Source organism: Paracoccus lutimaris, assembly GCF_003337565.1.
Classification (GTDB): domain Bacteria; phylum Pseudomonadota; class Alphaproteobacteria; order Rhodobacterales; family Rhodobacteraceae; genus Paracoccus; species Paracoccus lutimaris.
Genome location: NZ_QPJL01000011.1, coordinates 63425 through 81184, shown reverse-complemented (window position 1 = coordinate 81184; position 17760 = coordinate 63425). Strand labels below are relative to the sequence as shown.

17 protein-coding genes are annotated in these 17760 nt (G+C 62.5%); 7 read left to right on the top strand and 10 right to left on the bottom strand.

Going from position 1 to position 17760, the window contains the following annotated elements; genetic code table 11:
• Positions 1-131: 131 nt before the first annotated feature.
• Genes DFP89_RS11585 through DFP89_RS11545 form a run of 9 tightly spaced genes read right to left on the bottom strand, consistent with a single transcriptional unit; the run spans position 132 to position 7052 of the window.
• A complete protein-coding gene (locus DFP89_RS11585) occupies positions 132-608 on the bottom strand; it encodes a hypothetical protein (protein ID WP_181870318.1) in 477 nt (158 codons plus the stop codon).
• On the bottom strand, positions 605-1711 hold the full coding sequence (gene flhB, locus DFP89_RS11580) for a flagellar type III secretion system protein FlhB (RefSeq protein ID WP_114349551.1): 1107 nt from the start codon (positions 1709-1711) through the stop codon (positions 605-607). The genes DFP89_RS11585 and flhB overlap by 4 nt, the downstream gene beginning before the upstream one ends.
• Entirely contained in the window at positions 1708-2466 is a 759-nt protein-coding gene (locus tag DFP89_RS11575; RefSeq protein WP_114349550.1) for a flagellar biosynthetic protein FliR, read from the bottom strand. The genes flhB and DFP89_RS11575 overlap by 4 nt, the downstream gene beginning before the upstream one ends.
• Positions 2463-4550: a flagellar biosynthesis protein FlhA gene (locus DFP89_RS11570; protein ID WP_114349549.1), complete on the bottom strand. Its 2088-nt coding sequence runs from the start codon at positions 4548-4550 to the stop codon at positions 2463-2465. The genes DFP89_RS11575 and DFP89_RS11570 overlap by 4 nt, the downstream gene beginning before the upstream one ends.
• A complete protein-coding gene (locus tag DFP89_RS11565; protein ID WP_114349548.1) occupies positions 4551-4820 on the bottom strand; it encodes a hypothetical protein in 270 nt (89 codons plus the stop codon).
• Entirely contained in the window at positions 4817-5683 is an 867-nt protein-coding gene (gene motA / locus DFP89_RS11560; RefSeq protein ID WP_114349547.1) for a flagellar motor stator protein MotA, read from the bottom strand. Before motA ends, DFP89_RS11565 begins: the two co-directional genes overlap by 4 nt.
• A 7-nt stretch (positions 5684-5690) precedes the next feature.
• Positions 5691-6212: a MotE family protein gene (locus tag DFP89_RS11555; protein WP_245948682.1), complete on the bottom strand. Its 522-nt coding sequence runs from the start codon at positions 6210-6212 to the stop codon at positions 5691-5693.
• Positions 6213-6225: 13 nt separating this feature from the next.
• Entirely contained in the window at positions 6226-6573 is a 348-nt protein-coding gene (locus DFP89_RS11550) for a hypothetical protein (RefSeq protein ID WP_114349545.1), read from the bottom strand.
• Complete coding sequence (locus DFP89_RS11545) at positions 6570-7052, bottom strand: flagellar basal body-associated FliL family protein (protein ID WP_114349544.1); 483 nt, start codon at positions 7050-7052, stop codon at positions 6570-6572. The genes DFP89_RS11550 and DFP89_RS11545 overlap by 4 nt, the downstream gene beginning before the upstream one ends.
• Positions 7053-7166: 114 nt before the next feature.
• On the opposite strand from DFP89_RS11545, the gene fliF reads away from it, so the two are divergent.
• The 7 genes from fliF (at position 7167) to DFP89_RS11510 (ending at position 15715) form a co-directional block, all read left to right on the top strand.
• Positions 7167-8753, top strand: a complete 1587-nt coding sequence (gene fliF / locus DFP89_RS11540; protein ID WP_114349543.1) for a flagellar basal-body MS-ring/collar protein FliF — start codon at positions 7167-7169, stop codon at positions 8751-8753.
• Positions 8750-9310 (top strand): hypothetical protein, encoded by a 561-nt coding sequence (locus DFP89_RS11535; protein WP_114349542.1) that lies wholly within the window; start codon positions 8750-8752, stop codon positions 9308-9310. Before fliF ends, DFP89_RS11535 begins: the two co-directional genes overlap by 4 nt.
• 2 nt (positions 9311-9312) lie before the next feature.
• Entirely contained in the window at positions 9313-9570 is a 258-nt protein-coding gene (locus DFP89_RS11530; protein WP_114349541.1) for a FliM/FliN family flagellar motor switch protein, read from the top strand.
• Positions 9567-10295, top strand: coding sequence for a flagellar type III secretion system pore protein FliP (fliP, locus tag DFP89_RS11525; RefSeq protein ID WP_114349540.1), 729 nt, complete (start codon positions 9567-9569; stop codon positions 10293-10295). The genes DFP89_RS11530 and fliP overlap by 4 nt, the downstream gene beginning before the upstream one ends.
• Before the next feature lie 163 nt (positions 10296-10458).
• Entirely contained in the window at positions 10459-11520 is a 1062-nt protein-coding gene (locus DFP89_RS11520; protein WP_114349539.1) for an efflux RND transporter periplasmic adaptor subunit, read from the top strand.
• A complete protein-coding gene (locus DFP89_RS11515) occupies positions 11517-12623 on the top strand; it encodes an efflux RND transporter periplasmic adaptor subunit (RefSeq protein ID WP_114349538.1) in 1107 nt (368 codons plus the stop codon). The genes DFP89_RS11520 and DFP89_RS11515 overlap by 4 nt, the downstream gene beginning before the upstream one ends.
• Positions 12620-15715 (top strand): efflux RND transporter permease subunit, encoded by a 3096-nt coding sequence (locus DFP89_RS11510; protein ID WP_114349537.1) that lies wholly within the window; start codon positions 12620-12622, stop codon positions 15713-15715. The genes DFP89_RS11515 and DFP89_RS11510 overlap by 4 nt, the downstream gene beginning before the upstream one ends.
• A 20-nt stretch (positions 15716-15735) precedes the next feature.
• On the opposite strand, the gene recQ is transcribed toward DFP89_RS11510, so the two are convergent.
• Positions 15736-17760, bottom strand: a complete 2025-nt coding sequence (recQ, locus tag DFP89_RS11505) for a DNA helicase RecQ (RefSeq protein WP_114349536.1) — start codon at positions 17758-17760, stop codon at positions 15736-15738.

Genomic DNA, 17760 nt, shown 5'->3' with positions numbered 1-17760 from the left:
CAGCGGGATAATGCCTATTTTGACGCGTTCCACCGATCGGACGACAGCTGATCTATCGCATCGAAAATACGCGATGTACCATGCCGGACCCGCCCGGAAACAACGCCGCCCACCTGCCCGGCAATGCAAAATCAGGCGGGACTGTCCGGTCCAGGCAGGTGCGGCCAATCTCCCCCGCCGGTGACTGCCGCCGACCCGGAGCATCGCGAAAGGTCGACCGCATCACCCGCAAGCCGACGCTCGCGTGCCTGACTGTCCGCATCATGCGATTCTTCACGCAGATCCCGCAGCACCTCGGCGCGACCAAAGGCGCGAACGGCACCACGTCGCGCAATCTCAAAACCGGGCATCATCTGTGCAAGCTCGGCCTCCGCTCTCATGAGAGCGCGGCTTTTCTCGCCTGCCAAGGCATTGGTCAGCCGCGCCTCGGCAACCGAGAATGGGCTGTCCGAACGATAAACAGCCTCAAGCTCGTCTCCCAGATGCTCGACTCGCTCCCGCGCCGCAATGAGATGGGCGCGAAACGCAGAGAAGCGCCGCATTTCCAGATCGGATTTCAGTCGCGCCACCCGTTCCAGCTTGCCCAGCCCGTCTGTCTTGCGACTCATGTCTGTTTTGTCCTTTGTAGCGGCAATCCGCGCCAGCCCTCGCGCGCCTTCTTGCGCATGGCTTCGGCAAACCGGATGGCGGCGGCCACAGGCGCGAAATGCTCGGACCGGATTTCATCGCCGATTTCGACCGTAGCATGAAGCGCGCGCGCGCATGGTGGATCGGACCAGATCGGCACCTGATGCTCATTCGCGCGCTCGCGGATCCGACGCGCAACCTCATCGACGCCCTTGGCCAGGCAAACCGGTGCCAGACCGCTACCACGCTTCCATTCAAGCGCCACCGCATAATGGGTCGGGTTGACGATCACCACATCCGCTTTCTCGACATTCGCCAGCATCGAATTCAGGACGATGTCGACACCTTTCTGGCGCCGCGCGGCCTTCAGATGCGGGTCGCCTTCGCTCTCCTTGTGTTCATCCTGCATCTCTTGCCGCGACATGCGATTCCGCTTCAGATATTCCAAGCGCTTCCACAGCAGGTCGATGCAGGCAAATGCCGCACCAACCGCAAGGGCCAGCATGAGGGATCGCCGCAGGATGACACCAAGGCCCACCACCCATTGTTGATCCGCCATGGCATCGGCCGTGACCAGCCATGACAATAGCGAAGCGTAAAGCAGCCAGCCGCCGATCCCGACCAACACCGCCTTGCCCGCCGAAATCGCGAATGTGGCCAAGCCGCTCTTGCCGAACTTCTGCCCGGCATTCTTGATCGGGTTGACGCGTTTGAAATCCGGCAGGAGCTTCTTGGGCGTAAAGACAATCGAGCGCTGCGCGACAAGTCCCAGAATGATCGGGGCCGTCATGATCACCACCATCGCGATGGTCGCGAAAGCTGCATAACTGGCCACGCCCCAAGCGAGATCGGTCGCCGAATGGCCCACCGCATCAGGCCATGGATCACTGCCCATCAGGCGCGACGCCATGCTGATCCAGCCCGGCACCGCCCAGGACATGGCAAAGGACATGGCGAACCAGGCGCCCAGATACATCAACACCGACTGGAGTTCGGCTGATCGAGGTATATCCCCTTCTTGCCGCGCCTTGCGCAGCTTGCTTTCCGAGGGATCGAATTGCTTGTCGTCGCTTTCCTCGCTCATGGCAGCCCCGATTGCAGGACATCAAGGACCGCATCCACCCAGATCGACAGAATCGAGGGGGTCAGCAACGCCAGGGCAAGCAAGGCAAGCAGGATCGCGCCAGGCGCGGCAATGAAGACCACCGGCAAGGCCGGCATGACCTTGCTGATCATGCCCGACAGCAACTGAAACAGAAATCCGCCAAGAATGAACGGCGCAGCCAGTAGCATTGCAAGCACGAAGCCGCGCTGAACCAATCCGACCGCCATTGGCAACAGCGCCGCGATATCGGGCCATCCGCCCAAGGGTCGAAGTTGAAAGCTCTCGCTCAGCAGGTCACAGATCAGCACCGGGAATCCCAGAGCCATGATCAACGCCAAGCCGGCCAGATGCAGCAGCGCGCCAATCGGATGTGGCGAGTATTCATTCGCCGCGCCGATCAGTTGTGACAGCGAGGCCGTGGCCGCGATCGCTGTGGCCGCGACATCCAGCGCAATCGCAAAAAGACGCACCAATCCACCAAGCGCAAGTCCCGTCGCCACCTCGGCCCCCGCAAGCGCAGCAAGCTGGGTGACGGTCCCGATTTGCTGCACAGGCAATGTATGTTCGGCCAGCAATGGCGTCAGGGACATTGCAAGCCCGACGCGTACACGGACCGGCAGCAACCGCTCGGACAGGACCGGCAGAGCCAGCAAGCACGCCTGAACCCGGCAATAGGTCAGCAGGAGACTCGCCAAGAGCACAGCCAGCCGCGGATCCGCGCCCAGTTCGATCATGGGCTGACCGTTCCGCAAAGCCGGACTTTGGCGGCGGGGTCGATTTCGTCCAATGCCATGACGGGCAGTCCGATTCCCGAGGCGGTCAGCATCATCCGGATCAGCCGGCGGCGATGGTCGGGAACCGCCAGAACAACCTCCGATCCTTCTGTCAGGCTACCCAGCGTCGCCTGAACTGCCTCGGTCAGCCGCTTCTGAATCTGTGGGATCGCCGTCTGACCATTGCGTCCTGCCTCACTTTCGGCGCGGGTGATCTCTGCCTCCCACTGCGGATGCAACTGCAGGATATCAAGGAAGCCATCCTCGGTCAGAAACTGTTCCGTAATCTGACCCCGCAGACGTCTGCGGGCCGCCTCGTAAACCGCCTCGGGCGTCGCCGCACCGCGCGCTTCATGAACCGCATCGGTGATCAGGACTAGGTTGCGGATGGAAAGGCGCTCCTCCAGCATTCCGCGCAGAACCGCCAGAAGCATTTCGGGCGATACCTTGTCCGGAACCATGCTGTCAAAAAAGCGCTGGTTCAGTTGTGCGCGATGCTCGTCCGACAGGTTGCACAACTCGCGGATCATCCGCTGCATTGAGGACATGGTCAGAAGTGCCGAGAGGTTGGATTTGACGACCTCCATCAGATGCGTGGAAAGAACCTCCATCGGTGTAACGACAGTTGCGCCGGCAATTGCGGCTTCGTCCTGCTTATCTGGTGCAATCCACCGTGCCGGGCTGCCATAGACGGGCTCGCGTACCGTATCACCCGACAGCTTCTCAAGCACTGGATCGGAACCTAGCGCCAGGATGCCTTGCGGATGCAGCAAGCCACGCCCCCGTACGACCCCCTGCAAGCGGATCACGTACTCCCCATCACGAAAGCCGACACCGTCAGTAATCCGGACATCTGGCAGGATCAGACCGTATGCCCGTGCAATATGTAGCCGCAGGTTCGTGATCCGCTGCCCAAGGCCACGCCCGGCATCCAGCGCACTGACAATCAGCCCCGTGCCGATCTCGACGCAGATTTCGTCCGTGTCGAGCACATCACCAATTCGCGTCTGGACGGGCGCCGGCTTTTCGCTCTCGCTTGCGGCAACCTTGGGTTCGGAGCTTGTGGACTGGCGATTTCGGATGAACCACGCGATCGCACCAAGCGCGGAGGCGATACCGAAGAATATTATAGTCGGCATTCCGGGGACAAGGCCGACAAGCGCCATCCCACCTGCGCCAACAGCCGGGACATGCCAGTCCGAAGTCAGTTGCTGCGAGAGCAAATCGGCCGTGGTTTCGGTTGCTCCTCCGCGTGACAGCAGCAGTGCCGCCGCCATCGAGGTTATCAGCGATGGGATCTGGCTGACCAACCCGTCGCCGATGGTCAGTTTTGAATAGGTCTCAAGCGCCTCACCGACCGGCATCGCATGAACAAAAACTCCGGCCGCAAGCCCGACGAACAGGTTGATCAGCGTGATCAACAGACCGGCAATGGCATCGCCCTTGACAAATTTCGACGCGCCGTCCAGCGAGCCAAAGAAACTGATTTCACGTTGCTCGCGAATTCGGCGACGCTTGGCCTCCTCGTGGTCGATCGCCCCTGAATTCAGATCCCCATCGATGGCAAGCTGTTTGCCCGGCAAAGAATCCAAGGCAAAGCGGGCGGAAACCTCGGCCATTCGTCCCGAGCCCTTGGTGATCACCATAAAGTTCACAACCGAGATCACACCGAAAACCGTCAGCCCGACCAGCAGTGAACCGCCTGCAACAAACTCCGCAAATCCATTGATCACGTGACCGGCAGCGGTTGGTCCATTCTGGCCGTTCGTCAGGATCAGTCGCGTCGAGGAAATATTCAGCGAAAGCCGGATCAGTAGCGAGACCAGCAAGAGGACGGGGAAAGCCTGAAAATCTGTGGGACGCCCAACCAGCGAAGCCATGACCAGGATCAGCGTCGCAGTTGCGATCGAAAGCGCAATGCCCACGTCCAGAACGGCCGCAGGTATGGGAATTACCATCGACAAGACTATCAGGATCAGAATGCCGGTAATGACGAGAGGCCGGGTTGACAGACCCGGACCTGCGGCCTGTTCAGCAACGCTCATCTAACGCTCTCCCTCTTTGCGCGGTGCCAGAAGCCGATCGACTGTCCAAACCGGGTCGGTCAACATTCCCGATCTGCGAAGAAAGATCAGGACCTCAATCCGATCTGCCGGAGAAAGCTCCATCAGGCGGGCATCCAGATCTGGTGGCAATGGCTCACCGTTCAACAGCAGGTCGGTCGCCTCTGCGATCAATCCATCGCGGGTCGGTGGAACTGATGCCTGCGGCAGGCCGCCTGCCAGTGCCGCCGATACGAGGAAATGCACGATCACGATGCCCTCTTGAGTTCGCGAAGCGCAGTCTCAAGATCACCGAAAGACGGGCGGACGTGGTCGGGCGCTGCCTGACGTCCGACCTCGACGCAGAGATTCGTGGCATGCTGATGCAATCCCGCGACAAGGACGGACTTGATCACATCGTAAAATGCCTGATCTTGCTTCGTAACCGCCGACAGGCGCTGTGCAAAAGGCGCGACAAGCGCATAGGCAAGAAACACGCCCAGGAATGTCCCGACCAGCGCCCCCCCGATCATTTTCCCCAGAACTTCGGGGGGTTGGTCAATCGCGCTCATGGTTTTGATAACCCCCAGAACTGCCGCCACGATTCCCAGTGCCGGCAAGGCATCCGCCATGTTCTGCAAGGCATGCGGCGCGTGCATCGCCTCTTCATTCATCAAGCCGATCCGCTGCGACAGCATTTCCTCGACCTGATAGGGATCGTCATAGTTAAGGCTGGCCGAACGCAACGTATCGGTAATGAGTGTCACCGCCTGCTCATCGGCCAGAATTTTGGGATAGGCTTGGAAGATCGTGGAAGAAGACGGATTCTCGATATGCTCCTCGAGCTCTACGGGGCTTGCCCGCGCAATTCGCAGCAGTTGGAAAAGCAGGCAAAGTACGTCCTGCAGATCCGACTCGTGCCAGCGCGGCCCCTTGAGTGAGCGTCCCAACCCCGCAAGCGATTGCTTGATAACGGCAGTCTCGTTGGACAGCAGAAATGAGCCGATCGCTGCGCCGCCAATCATCATCATCTCGAACGGCAACGAATGCATGATGACGCCAAGCTTGCCACCTGCAAGAATATATCCGCCGAAAACCATCGCGAAGGTCACGACAATACCGATCATACCGAACATGGTTCACCTATTTCGCTGCCGCCCTGACGGCGCCCATATATGAAGTCAGTACTGCGGCCTGGCCCGGCTCGACCGAGGCCATGATCCGCGCACCGGTTTCCGGCTGCACGCGAACCAGAATCTGCGCTGCGAAATCCGGCGGCAGGTTTGACAGGACCATTGCGGCCTGCTCGGGCTTCATCTGGTCGTAGACCGCAATCAGACGCGAGATGTCCTCGGTCACCGACTGGCGCTGACCCGCGTCACGCTGCGCTAACTGCTGCTTGACCTTGCGAAGCTCGACGAGCTTTTCCGTAAGTTGCTTTTCGGCAAAATTGATCTCGGCCTTCTTGCGATCGAGTTCCTTCATATAGCCATCTAGACGCAACGATCTTTCCCGTAGCGTTTCGGCAAGTGCGACGGCTTCGGGAACATCGGTGCATCCTGCCATCAATTCGGACGGTTCGGCATTCGCGGTCAAACGGGAAAACCCGTCCATCAGCATGACCGCCTGTCCAGCCGCAGCCAGCACCAGAATGCCGCCAATCACGGAGAGAACCGGCCTACGCATCCAGATCAACCCCCTCGCGACGGCGGCGGCGCTGTAACTTGACAGGACGGGCAGGCATGCTTTCCGAAAACTTTTTCTGAAGCATCCAGAACGCACGCTCTTCCTTGGCTCGCTCGATTTCCTCGGAAAGTGCCCGGGTAGCGGCCATCGCCTCGGATTTGGCAAGAATGATCGACTTCTCCAGTCGGCTTATCTCGCTGGCCATGACTGCGATCGCACCACCAAGGCCGGTTTCGAGATCGTTCAGCTTTCTCAGCCGTCGGGTCAGCGTAAAACAGAAACCCGCAAGACCGACCATAAAGGTGATCAAAACGACCTGTAGAATTGCGGAAACTGTCATTGGATACGGAACTCCGTGATCAGAATGTCGGTAAAGGCGTCTTTCCCAAGAACAAAGACAGCACGCGTTGCCAGCTCATCGCGAACGATGTCCAATATGCCCCGCTTTTCAAAAGCCGTGGCGTCCACACCAGCAAGAAAACTATTAAAACTGTCGAGAACGCGCGGGATCAGATGTTCAATTTCGGCCCGGTGCTTCTGATCGGTCTCGATCTTGACGGTCATGATCAATATCCGAGACTTTGGCCCTGCAAGGGTCAGAACGATCTGCGGAATATCAACGAATTCGGTGGAAGGCAGGGTCGCCTCGGCTGGCACGTCTTCCTTCTTGGCAAGCAGGCCCATCGGCGACCAGAAGCCCAGATAGGTTGAAGCAAAGCCGCCGCCGGCCATGATTACCACAAGCCCGAGCGGCAGAAGGATACGGCCAATCCCGCCTTTCGGCTTTTCGTCCTCGGGAGTGTCGGCGGCTTCGGTCATGGTGATTCTCCATCGATCTGACGACCGAATATCACCTCGGGGCTAACCAATTCTTAATCGCCGCTGTGTCATGAAGGGCATGACAAGGATAACGCCGATTCGAAGGGGAAGGTTTTGCTGAAGCTGCAAGACTACTGGCGCGAAAGAAGCGCAAAGCAGAAAGGTATCCTGGCAGCCGCCTTTCTGCTGACATTCGCTGCCATCGCAGGGCTTTCCTGGTTCGCCAGCCGCCCGGGGATGGCACTGCTGTATTCCGGCCTCAACTCACAGCAATCCGGCGCCATTCTGGCAGCTGTCGAAAAATCTGGAATCGCCTATCGGATCGAGGGCGATTCGATCTGGGTGGATGAAAGCCGCCGCGACGCCCTGCGCATGTCGCTTGCCGGCGAGGGACTGCCTGACGCTGGTGGCGCTGGCTATGAGATTCTGGACGGCATGTCGGGGTTCGGCACCACGTCTCAGATGTTTGATGCAGCTTACTGGCGCGCAAAGGAGGGTGAGCTCGCGCGCACAATTCTGGCACTACCCAATGTCAGAACCGCAAGGGTTCATCTGGCTGTTCCCAGCGGCCGTGGCTATCGGCGCGAGGCGCAGGCCACCGCCTCGGTCACGGTGACAACCAACGGCACAGCGCTTGATCGCTCTCAGGCCAAGGCGTTGAAGTTTCTTGTTTCCTCAGGTGTTCCGGGCATGGATGCCGACCGGGTTTCGGTGATCGACAGTGAGCGCGGCGTCGTCACCTCGGGCGAAGAGTTCGCCAGTGAAGACCGCGAAACGGAGATGAAGCGAAACGTCGAACGTATCCTGGAAGCCCATGTCGGCATGGGCAATGCCATCGTCGAGCTGAATCTGGACGTGGTAAACGAAACCGAGCGCATGACCGAACAGCGCTTCGACCCGCAGCAGCGCGCACTGATCGCGCAGGAGAACGAAGAGTCGACCGATCAGAGCAGCAACGCACAAGAGGGCGCGGTGACCGCAGCCTCGAACCTGCCCGAGGGCCAGGGGCAAGGCGGCGGGGAAAACAAGTCTTCGCGCTCCGAGACGCGGCAACGGTCAAACTTTGAGGTAAGCAATGTCACGCGTGAGGTATCACGCCGGCCGGGGGCGACGCGACGTCTGACGGTCGCTGTTCTTGTAAACGGGGTGGCGCAAACTGGCGCCGATAATCAGACGACTCTCGTGCCGCGCGAAGAATCCGAACTTCAGGCCATTCGTGAACTGGTCGCCTCGGCAGTCGGCTTTGATGAGACACGCGGCGATGCGATCACCATCAAATCGCTTCCATTTGCGTCTCTCTCGGAGGCAGGCACTGCAGCAAGCGAGGGTGGTTTGCTTTCCCGGCTGGATCTGAACGGAATGATCCGGATTATCCTGGTCGGCCTGTTCGCGCTGGCGTTGGCCATGTTCCTGCTGCGCCCGATCCTGAAGGCCAAGCCAGTTCAGGGGGGGCAAGCCTTCGCACTGGATACGTCTGCACCGGTTCCGGCCATCCGCGCGCCTGAAACGCCGCGAACCGCCGCCGAAGCGCTTTCGGGACTGCCCGCAGTTTCCGCTGCCGTGCCCGAGATCGACTTCACGCCAGCGACAATTGCCAGCGCCGATCCGGTCGATCGCCTGAAAGAGCTCATGAAGGCGCGCAAGGAGGAAAGTCTGAAGGTGCTTTCCGGTTGGATCGAGAAACGTGAGGATGCGGTATGAGATCCTCGGCGATCCGTCTTGATTCCTTTTCGACGGGGATTGGCATCGACAAGTCGTCGACCAGCGCCTCCGACATGGAAATGGCATTTCAGCGCGGCCATGAGCAAGGCCTGAGCGAGGGTCGGGAGAAAAGCCTGGACGCACTGACGGTCGCTTTGACCAGCATGCGTGATGACATGGCGAAACATGACGCAATGGCGGCGGCCATGCGACGAACGGCCCTGTCCGAACTGTTGCCGGTGCTGGCCGCCATTGTGGATCTGCTGGGTGCAAGCTCTGGTCGAGCGCGGCTGCGCGACGCTCTGATGAAGGAATTGCAGCGCATGCAGGAAATGGCAACGCCACAGCGACTGCTGATCCGCTGCGCGCAGGATCTGCGGCCGGATGTCGATGACTGCCTGACAAAAGCCGGGTTTTCTGGCGCGTTGATCGAAGAAACCCGTGAAGGGACACTCGCGGTGGATCTGATCGCCGACAAGGCGACGATCAGCTTTGATCCGGATGCCTCTGTCGCCGCACTGCAGTCGATCATCAACGACATCATAGCTGAGGACTGATCATGGAAGATATTGCAAGTCTTATCGCAACCGACCAGATCCAGGTGGAAATCACCATTCGTCTGGGCGGAACGCAATTGTCGGTGGCCGAACTGGCACGTCTGCGGCCGGACGATATCCTGACCCTCGATCAGGACATGTCGGATGGTGTCGATATCTGCGTTGGCGACAAGGTCATTGCCAAGGGCGAACTGACGTCGGGCGACGAATCCGACAATCGGCTCTGCGTGCGCATTCTTGGTCCGGCCAACATATCGTGAAACACGCCATCCTGATCCTGACAATCCTGCTGCTGCCCGGGATCGCATATGCGCAGGAAATCTCGGGCGGTCTTGCGACGTCTGGTCTGGACGCGGTGCAGGATGGCATCGGGCGGAATGCGATCACCTTGCTGGCGGCGATCACGGCGCTGTCGCTTGCGCCGGGTATCGCCATCATGGTGACTTGCTTTCCCTTCATTGTCACTGTGCTGTCGATCTTGCGGCAATCGATCGGCCTGCAGCAATCACCGCCCAACATGCTGATCGTCAGCCTTGCCATGTTCTTGACCTGGTTCGTGATGAGTCCCGTCCTGACGGAGGCATGGAACACGGCGGGTGCACCGCTGCGCGACGGAACGATCACGATCGAGCAGGCTTTCGAGCGTGCAATCGTACCCTTTCGCGGCTTCATGGAGGCCCGTACCGATCCCGAGATGCTGGCTTCGCTGGCCGAGGTCTCCCCCGAGCCGGATGCCCCGCCGGAGCGCCTGTCGGTTCTGGTTCCAGCCTTCATGCTCAGCGAAATTCAGCGTGCGTTCGAGATCGGGTTCCTGGTGGCCTTGCCGTTTCTCATCATCGACCTTGTTGTCTCGGCCGTGCTGATGTCGATGGGGATGATGATGGTCCCGCCGACAGTCGTGGCGCTGCCCTTCAAGCTGGCATTCTTTCTGGTCGTGGATGGCTGGGGCATGGTGGCTGCTGCCTTGGTCCGAAGTTATCAATAGTCAGGGCCCTGCCGGCCGCAGCCTTTGCGGATCCGCAATGATCCAGGGGCAAAGCCATACATGGACACCCGCATGGGATGAGGTCCGTAACGTCAACGCTCAGGCCTCTTCACAGGATGCCTGAAATTGGGCATCACATCGATAGACCTCTGATAGGGTAGCCGTGCGACGCCTGACTGCGACAGCTTCGATCTTGTTTCTGCAGGCATGCCCCGCCATCGCAGAGACTGTTCTGCCTGTCGAGTTTGTGAAGGTCGAAAGCGCGCCATTGACCTTTGACGCGGCACTGACCGGGACGATCAATGCCCAGGACATTGTCGAGGTCGGCTTCCGTCTTGGCGGTCGGGTCCTTGAGGTGATGGTCCAAGAGGGCGATCTGGTCAGCACGGGTCAAGCGCTGGCCAGAACCGACCCGCTGCAGCAGGAACAGCGGTTGCGCGTCGCCCAGGCCGCAGTCGAGTCCGCCTCTGCCGCAGAGGCGCAGGCCCGTCAGGCGCAGGTCCGCGCAGCGGCAATGCTTGAGCGCGGCGTCGGCACGCGCGCCGCACTGGATTCGGAAAACCTTAGGCTTTCGGTTGCGGTTGGCGCGCTGACCCAAGCGAAAGCGTCGCTTGGCCAGGCCGAGCGTGCGCTGGCCGATACCGTGATCTATGCTCCGACGGACGCGATCGTAACGTCGCGCATGGCCGAGCCGGGCCAGATCGTCGGAGCCGCGCAGGCGGTCGTGTCGCTGGCTTCGGCGACTGGGCGTGAAGCCGTGTTCCGGACGCCCGACTCGGCCCTGCTGCGGAATGCAATCGGTGCGCCGGTGACCTTGTCAGGCATCGACTTTCCGGACCTGCACATGACGGCCCATGTCAGCGAAATCGCGCCGATCGTAGACCCCGGTACGGGCTCGGTCACGATCAGGGCAACGATCGACGATGCCCCCGCGAATACCAGCCTGCTCGGCGCCGCGGTGCGCGGAGCGATTCATTACCCCGCGGGCACCGGCATCGCCGTGCCGTGGACCGCGCTGACCTCGGCCAACGGGAGTGCCGCAGTCTGGATGGTCGGTCGGGATGACCGCGTCATCCTGGCCGAGGTGAAGATCGAGCGGTTCAACAACGGCACCGTCATCCTGAATACTGGCGTCACTCCCGGGCAGACCGTGGTCGGGGCGGGCTCACAGCTGCTTTATCCGGGCCGCAAGGTCAGGGATGCCGGCGCCGGGGGCGACGAATGAGGCGCAAGACCGTATTGGTCGCCGCATTGGCCGCGCTGATGGCAGCGACGGTCGCGGTGGTCGCGGCTCTCGCCCTGCACCGGAAAAGCGCCGATCGCGACACCGGGTCGATGCCTCGCCCCGTGGCCAGCATAATCGTCGATGATGCCGCGCTGCCGGAACATTCGGTTCCCGGCACGATCTCGGCCAAGATCGATGTCGCATTGGGGTTTCAGACGCTGGGCCGGGTCACCGCGCGGAATGTCGATGTCGGATCTCTAGTGCGTCAGGGCGATGTCCTGGCCACTCTGAACCCCGACGATCTGCAGGGCGACGTTCGGGCCGCCCAGGCCGAAGTCGAGGCCGCTGCCGTCGAGATGGTTACCGCGCGGGCCACGGCCGAGCGGACGCGGGCCCTGGTCAAACGCGAAGTTGCCTCGACGGCGCAGCTTGAACAGGCGGAACGGGCGCTTGCAGCGGCAATGGCTGCCGACCAGCAGGCGCGATCGGAACTGATCCGCGCCCTTGATGCGGCGGGTTTCGCCGAAATCAAGGCTCCGTTCGATGGCGTCATCAGCGCCGTTCATGTCAATGCAGGCGCCGTGGTCAGCGCGGGCGAGCCGGTGATCCAGCTTTCCGCGCAAGAGGGGCTTGAGGCGGTGATCGACCTGCCCGAGGCCGCCTTGTCACGGGTGAAGATTGGCGATCCCTACGAAGTCTGGGCAGGGTTCGAGCCCAATACCCGCGAGCCAGCCCGGATCACGCAGATCGAACCCGTGGCCGATCCGGTGACACGCACCCGCCGCATCCATCTGGCGCTGGACGACGATGCCAGCTTTCGGCTTGGCGCGCTGATCCGGGCGCGGCCTGTCAGCACCGGCGCGCCGCTGCTGAGCTTGCCGCGCTTGGCCATCCTGAACCAGGACGGCCAGGAACAGGTCTGGATCGTCCACCGCGACGGAGCCCGCGCCACCGTCGATATCCGCAACGTCGAAACCTCCGGCCTGGCACACGATGGCCATATCGACATCGCCGCGGGTCTGTCCCCGGGGGATGAGGTGGTGATCCGCGGCATCCATTCGCTGACCCCCGGCCAGCCGGTCGGCCGGAGCGTGCTTCCATGAATGTGCAACATTTCAACCTCTCCGACTGGGCATTGCGTCACCGTTCGCTGGTCTGGTTCTTGCTGATCGTCTCGATGATCGCGGGCGCCATCAGCTACGCACGGCTGGGCCGCGAGGAGGACCCGAACTTCACCCTCAAGATCATGGTGATCAGTGCCTCGCTGCCCGGCGCCACGACCAAGGACACGCTGGACCAGGTCACCACCCGGATCGAGACCAAGCTCGAAGAACTGGACGAGTTGGACAATACCCGTTCAGTCACCACGCCGGGCCGGTCGATCGTCTATCTTGAGCTTGACCCGACCACACCCGCGCGCAACGTCCCCGAGATATGGAGCCGCGTGCGCAACATGATGGCGGATATCCGGCCGGAATTTCCACAAGAATTCCAAGGCTTCCGCTTCAATGACGATTTTGGGGACGTGTTCGGCAATATCTATGCCTTCACTGCCGACGGATTTACCCGGCGCGAATTGCGCGACCGGGTCGAGGATATCCGCAAACAGGTCCAGACCCTGCCCATGGCCGGAAAAACCGCGCTCCTGGGCGTACAGAAAGAGGAAATCCATCTGGAATTCTCGTCGGCGCGGCTGGCGGCCCTGGGGGTCAACCAGAACCAGGTCCTGCAGACACTGGCGGTCCAGAATGCCATCGCGCCCTCGGGCGTCGTGCAGGCCGGGTCCGAGCAGGTGCTGGTCCGCGTCGGCGGCCAGTTCCTCGATGCCGCCGCGATTGCCGCCGTCAACCTGCGGGTCGGCGACCGCTTCTTCAATATCGGCGATGTCGCGACGGTGCGGCGCAGCTACGAGGACCCGCCCAGCGCGTTGTTCCGCTTTGATGGCAAGGATGCGGTCGGGTTGCAGATTGGCATGCGCGATGGCGGCAATATCCTGGAATTCGGCAAGCAGGTCGATGCGCTGATGGCACGGGTCGGGCAAGACCTGCCGATCGGGATCGAGATGACGAAAATCGCCGACCAGCCGCATGTCGTGGACGATGCGGTCGGCCATTTCGTCCGGGCTCTGGTCGAGGCGGTGGTCATCGTTCTGCTGGTCAGCTTCATCAGCCTGGGGCTGCGCGCCGGGCTGGTGGTGACGATGACCATCCCGCTGGTGCTGGCCGTCACCTTCGTGGTGCTTGACACATACCAGATCACGCTGCAGCGGATCTCGCTGGGGGCGCTGATCATCTCGCTGGGGCTTCTGGTCGATGACGCGATGATCGCCATAGAGACCATGATCTCGCGGCTTGAGATCGGCGAAAATCTGGAAAGCGCCGCAAGCTATGCCTGGAGCTCGATCGCATTCCCGATGCTGACCGGAACGCTGGTCACGGTCGCAGGCTTCATTCCCATTGGCCTGAACAGCTCGGCTGCGGGCGAATTCACCTTCTCGCTCTTCGTGGTGATCGCCGTCTCGCTGATCGTCAGCTGGATCGTCGCGGTCCTGTTCGCGCCGCTTCTGGGTGTCACCATGCTGCCAGCGCGGATGCCCCGTCACGACAGCAATCCCGGCAGGCTGCGGCGCGTCTTTCACCGGCTGCTGCTGCGGGCCATGCGCGCCAAATGGCTGACCATCGCCATTACCGCCGCGCTGTTTGCCGCTTCGGTCTATGGCATGCGCCTGGTCGAGCAGCAGTTCTTCCCGACCTCGGACCGGACCGAGATCATCGTCGACGTGACCGAGCGCGCGAATGCCTCGATCGCCAAGACCAGCGCCGATATCGCCGCGATCGAGCGCATGCTGGCCGAGGAAGAGGACGCGCTGTTCTGGACCTCATATGTCGGGCGCGGCGCACCGCGTTTCGTGCTGTCGATGGATGTGCTGACGCCCGGCCCCTATATGGGCCAGATCGTCATCCAGACCCGTGACCTTGCGACCCGCGACCGGCTCAAGGCGCGGATCGTCGCATTCGGCCAGCACGCGCTGGTCGGGACCGACCTGTATGTCAAGAATCTGGAAATCGGGCCGCCGGTCGGCAAGCCGGTGCAATACCGGGTCTCGTCCCCCGATCTGGACGAGGCGCGCGATACCGCCCGCGATCTGGCGGCGCTGCTGGCGACCGAGCCGCGTCTGCGCGACATCACTCTGGACTGGAACGAGCCGGCGCGCGTCGTCCGCCTGCAGGTCAATCAGGATCAGGCGCGGCAGCTGGGCATCACAAGCGAGGATATTTCGGCCTCGCTGGCCGCCACCTTTACAGGCCGCACGATCACCCAGATCCGCGACGGGATCTTCCTGATCAATGTCGTCGCCCGCGGCACCGAGGCCGATCGCAGTTCGGTCGATTCGATCCAGAACCTGCAGCTTGCGACCGCCAGCGGCACGCCGATCCCCTTGACCGCGCTAGCGACGCTGGAATTTGCGACCGAGTGGTCGCTGATCATGCAGCGCGACGGCATTCCGACCGTGACGGTAAAGGCCGATATCGCCAGCAAGGATCAGCCCGCGACGCTGGTCAATGCCATGGCCGAACGCGTGGCCCAGTTTCAGGCCGGGCTGCCCGCGCAGGTCCGTATCACCGTAGGCGGCACGGTCGAGAATTCGGCCGAAAGCCAGCAGCCGATTGCCGCGGTGGTGCCGGTCATGCTGCTGATCATCGCGGTTCTGGTCATGGTGCAGATGCAAAGCTTCCGGCTGTCGCTGATCGTCTTTGCCGCGGCGCCGCTGGGCCTGATCGGGGTGGTCGCGGCGCTGTTGCCCTTTGGTGTACCGATGGGCTTCGTGGCCATTCTGGGCGTGCTGGCGCTGGGGGGCATCCTGATCCGCAACTCGATCATTCTGGTGCATGAGATCCAGGTCCTGATCGCCAAGGGCCATGCCCCCTGGGACGCGGTCTTCGAGGCCTCGGACAGCCGCGCCCGGCCGATCCTGCTGACCGCCGCCGCCGCCAGCCTGGCGCTGATCCCGATTGCCCGGCAGGTGTTCTGGGGGCCGATGGCCTATGCGATGATGGGCGGCATCATCGCCGGCACGCTGATCACCCTGCTGTTCGTGCCAGCGCTTTACTGCGCCGTGTTCGGGGTCAGGGCGCCTGCCGGAGACGGCATGCCCGACCCCGAGGACATGCGCCGCGCCGCCGCCCATGAATAGGCGGCAGCAGGCCGCCGCGATCAGCCGGCGGCGATTTCGGCGTCGAAGGCCGCACCGAAACGGTCCAGGCGCGGCCCGTCCAGATAGCGCGACAGATCGCGCGGCCGATCCTCGGCAATGCGGCGCAACAGCGAAGTGCTGACCGAAAGCGGCTTGCCGGTGCCGTCCTCACCGCGATTGAGGCGGTTTTGCGCCTCGGACAGGCGATCGTAGAGATCGCCCGAGGCACGCCCGGCCAATGCCTTGCGCGCCGGATGCATGGGCGCGACCTCACCGGCGATGACGGCCAGAAACGCCTCGCCATAGCTTTCCAGCTTTTTCGCGCCGACGCCATTCACGCGGGCCATGTCGTCCAGCGTCTGCGGGCGCGACTGCGCCATCTCGATCAGGGTGCGGTCGGGGAAGATGACATAGGCGGGCACGCGGGCGGCCTCGGCCAGCGCGCGGCGCTTGGCCTTGAGCGCTGAGAGCAGCGGCGCATCCTCGTCATCGACCTGAGTGCGGATGACCGTGCTGCTGCGTGTCCGGGCGGCGGGGTCGTGGCGCAGGGTGATGCGTTCCTCGCCACGCAGGACCGGATGGGCGGCCAGCGTGATTGCCAGCCCGCCATGGCGTTCCGGGTCGGGGCGGATCAGGTCAAGGCCCAGCATCTGCCGGATCACCACCTGCCATTGCGGTTTCGACAGGTCGCGGCCGACGCCGAATGTCGGCAGCCGGTCATGGCCGCGCTGGCGGATACGGTCGGTCATGGTGCCGGTCAGCACGTCGATGACATGGCCCGCGCCAAAGGTCTGGCCGGTGCGCAGAATGGCCGACAGCGCTTTTTGCACGGCCTCGGTGCCGTCGAATGTGTCGGGCGGGTTGTCGCAGATATCGCAATTGCCGCAAGGCGCGGGCGTTTCGCCGAAATAGCGCAAAAGGGCCACGCGGCGGCAGCCGGTCGCCTCGGCCAGGCCCAGCAGCGCATTCAGCCGGGCATGGTCGGCGGATTTGCGGTCGGGTGGCGCCAGCCCCTCGTCGATCTGGCTGCGGCGCAGGCGGATATCGTCGGGGCCGTAAAGCGTCAGCGTCTCGGCCGGGGCGCCGTCACGGCCACCGCGACCGATTTCCTGATAATAGGACTCGATGGATTTCGGCAGGTCGGCATGGGCGACCCAGCGGATATCGGGCTTGTCGATGCCCATGCCAAAGGCCACCGTCGCCACGACGATCAGCCCGTCCTCGCGTTGAAAGCGGGTCTCGACCTCGCGGCGGGCCTCGGCCTCCATGCCGCCGTGATAGGCGACGGCGGCCAGACGGGATTCGTTCAGGGCCTGCGCCAGCGTTTCCGTCTTGGCACGGGTGCCGCAATAGACGATGCCCGACTGGCCCCGGCGGGCGGCGGCGAAATCAAGGATCTGCCGGCGCGGTCCGTCCTTGGCCTGAAAGGCCAGATGGATGTTCGGCCGGTCGAACCCGCGCAGAAAGATCTGCGGCGCGTCACCGTCAAACAGCCGGGCGACGATCTCGTCACGGGTCTCGGCATCGGCGGTGGCAGTGAAAGCCGCCAGCGGCACAGCCAGCGCCCGGCGCAATTCGCCCACGCGCAGATAATCGGGGCGGAAATCATGGCCCCATTGGCTGACGCAATGCGCCTCATCTACGGCGATGGCCTGCACGCCGGCGCGGCGCAGCATCGGGATTGCCGCACCCGAGGCCAGCCGCTCCGGCGCCATGTACAAAAGCCGCAGCTCACGCGCGTTCAGGGCGCGGATCACCTCGGAATTCTCGTCCTCGGAATTGCCGCTGGTCAGGGCGGCGGCGGCGACGCCCGCCTCGGTCAGGGCGCGCACTTGATCGCGCATCAGGGCGATCAGGGGCGAGATCACCACCGTCAGCCCGTCGCGCATCAAGGCGGGCAGCTGATAGCACAGCGACTTGCCCCCGCCGGTCGGCATGATCGCCAGCACGTCGCGGCCCATGGCCACAGCATCGACGATTTCCTCTTGCCCGGGGCGAAAGGCGTCAAAGCCGAAGACCTGCCGCAACAGGGGCGCGGCGGACAT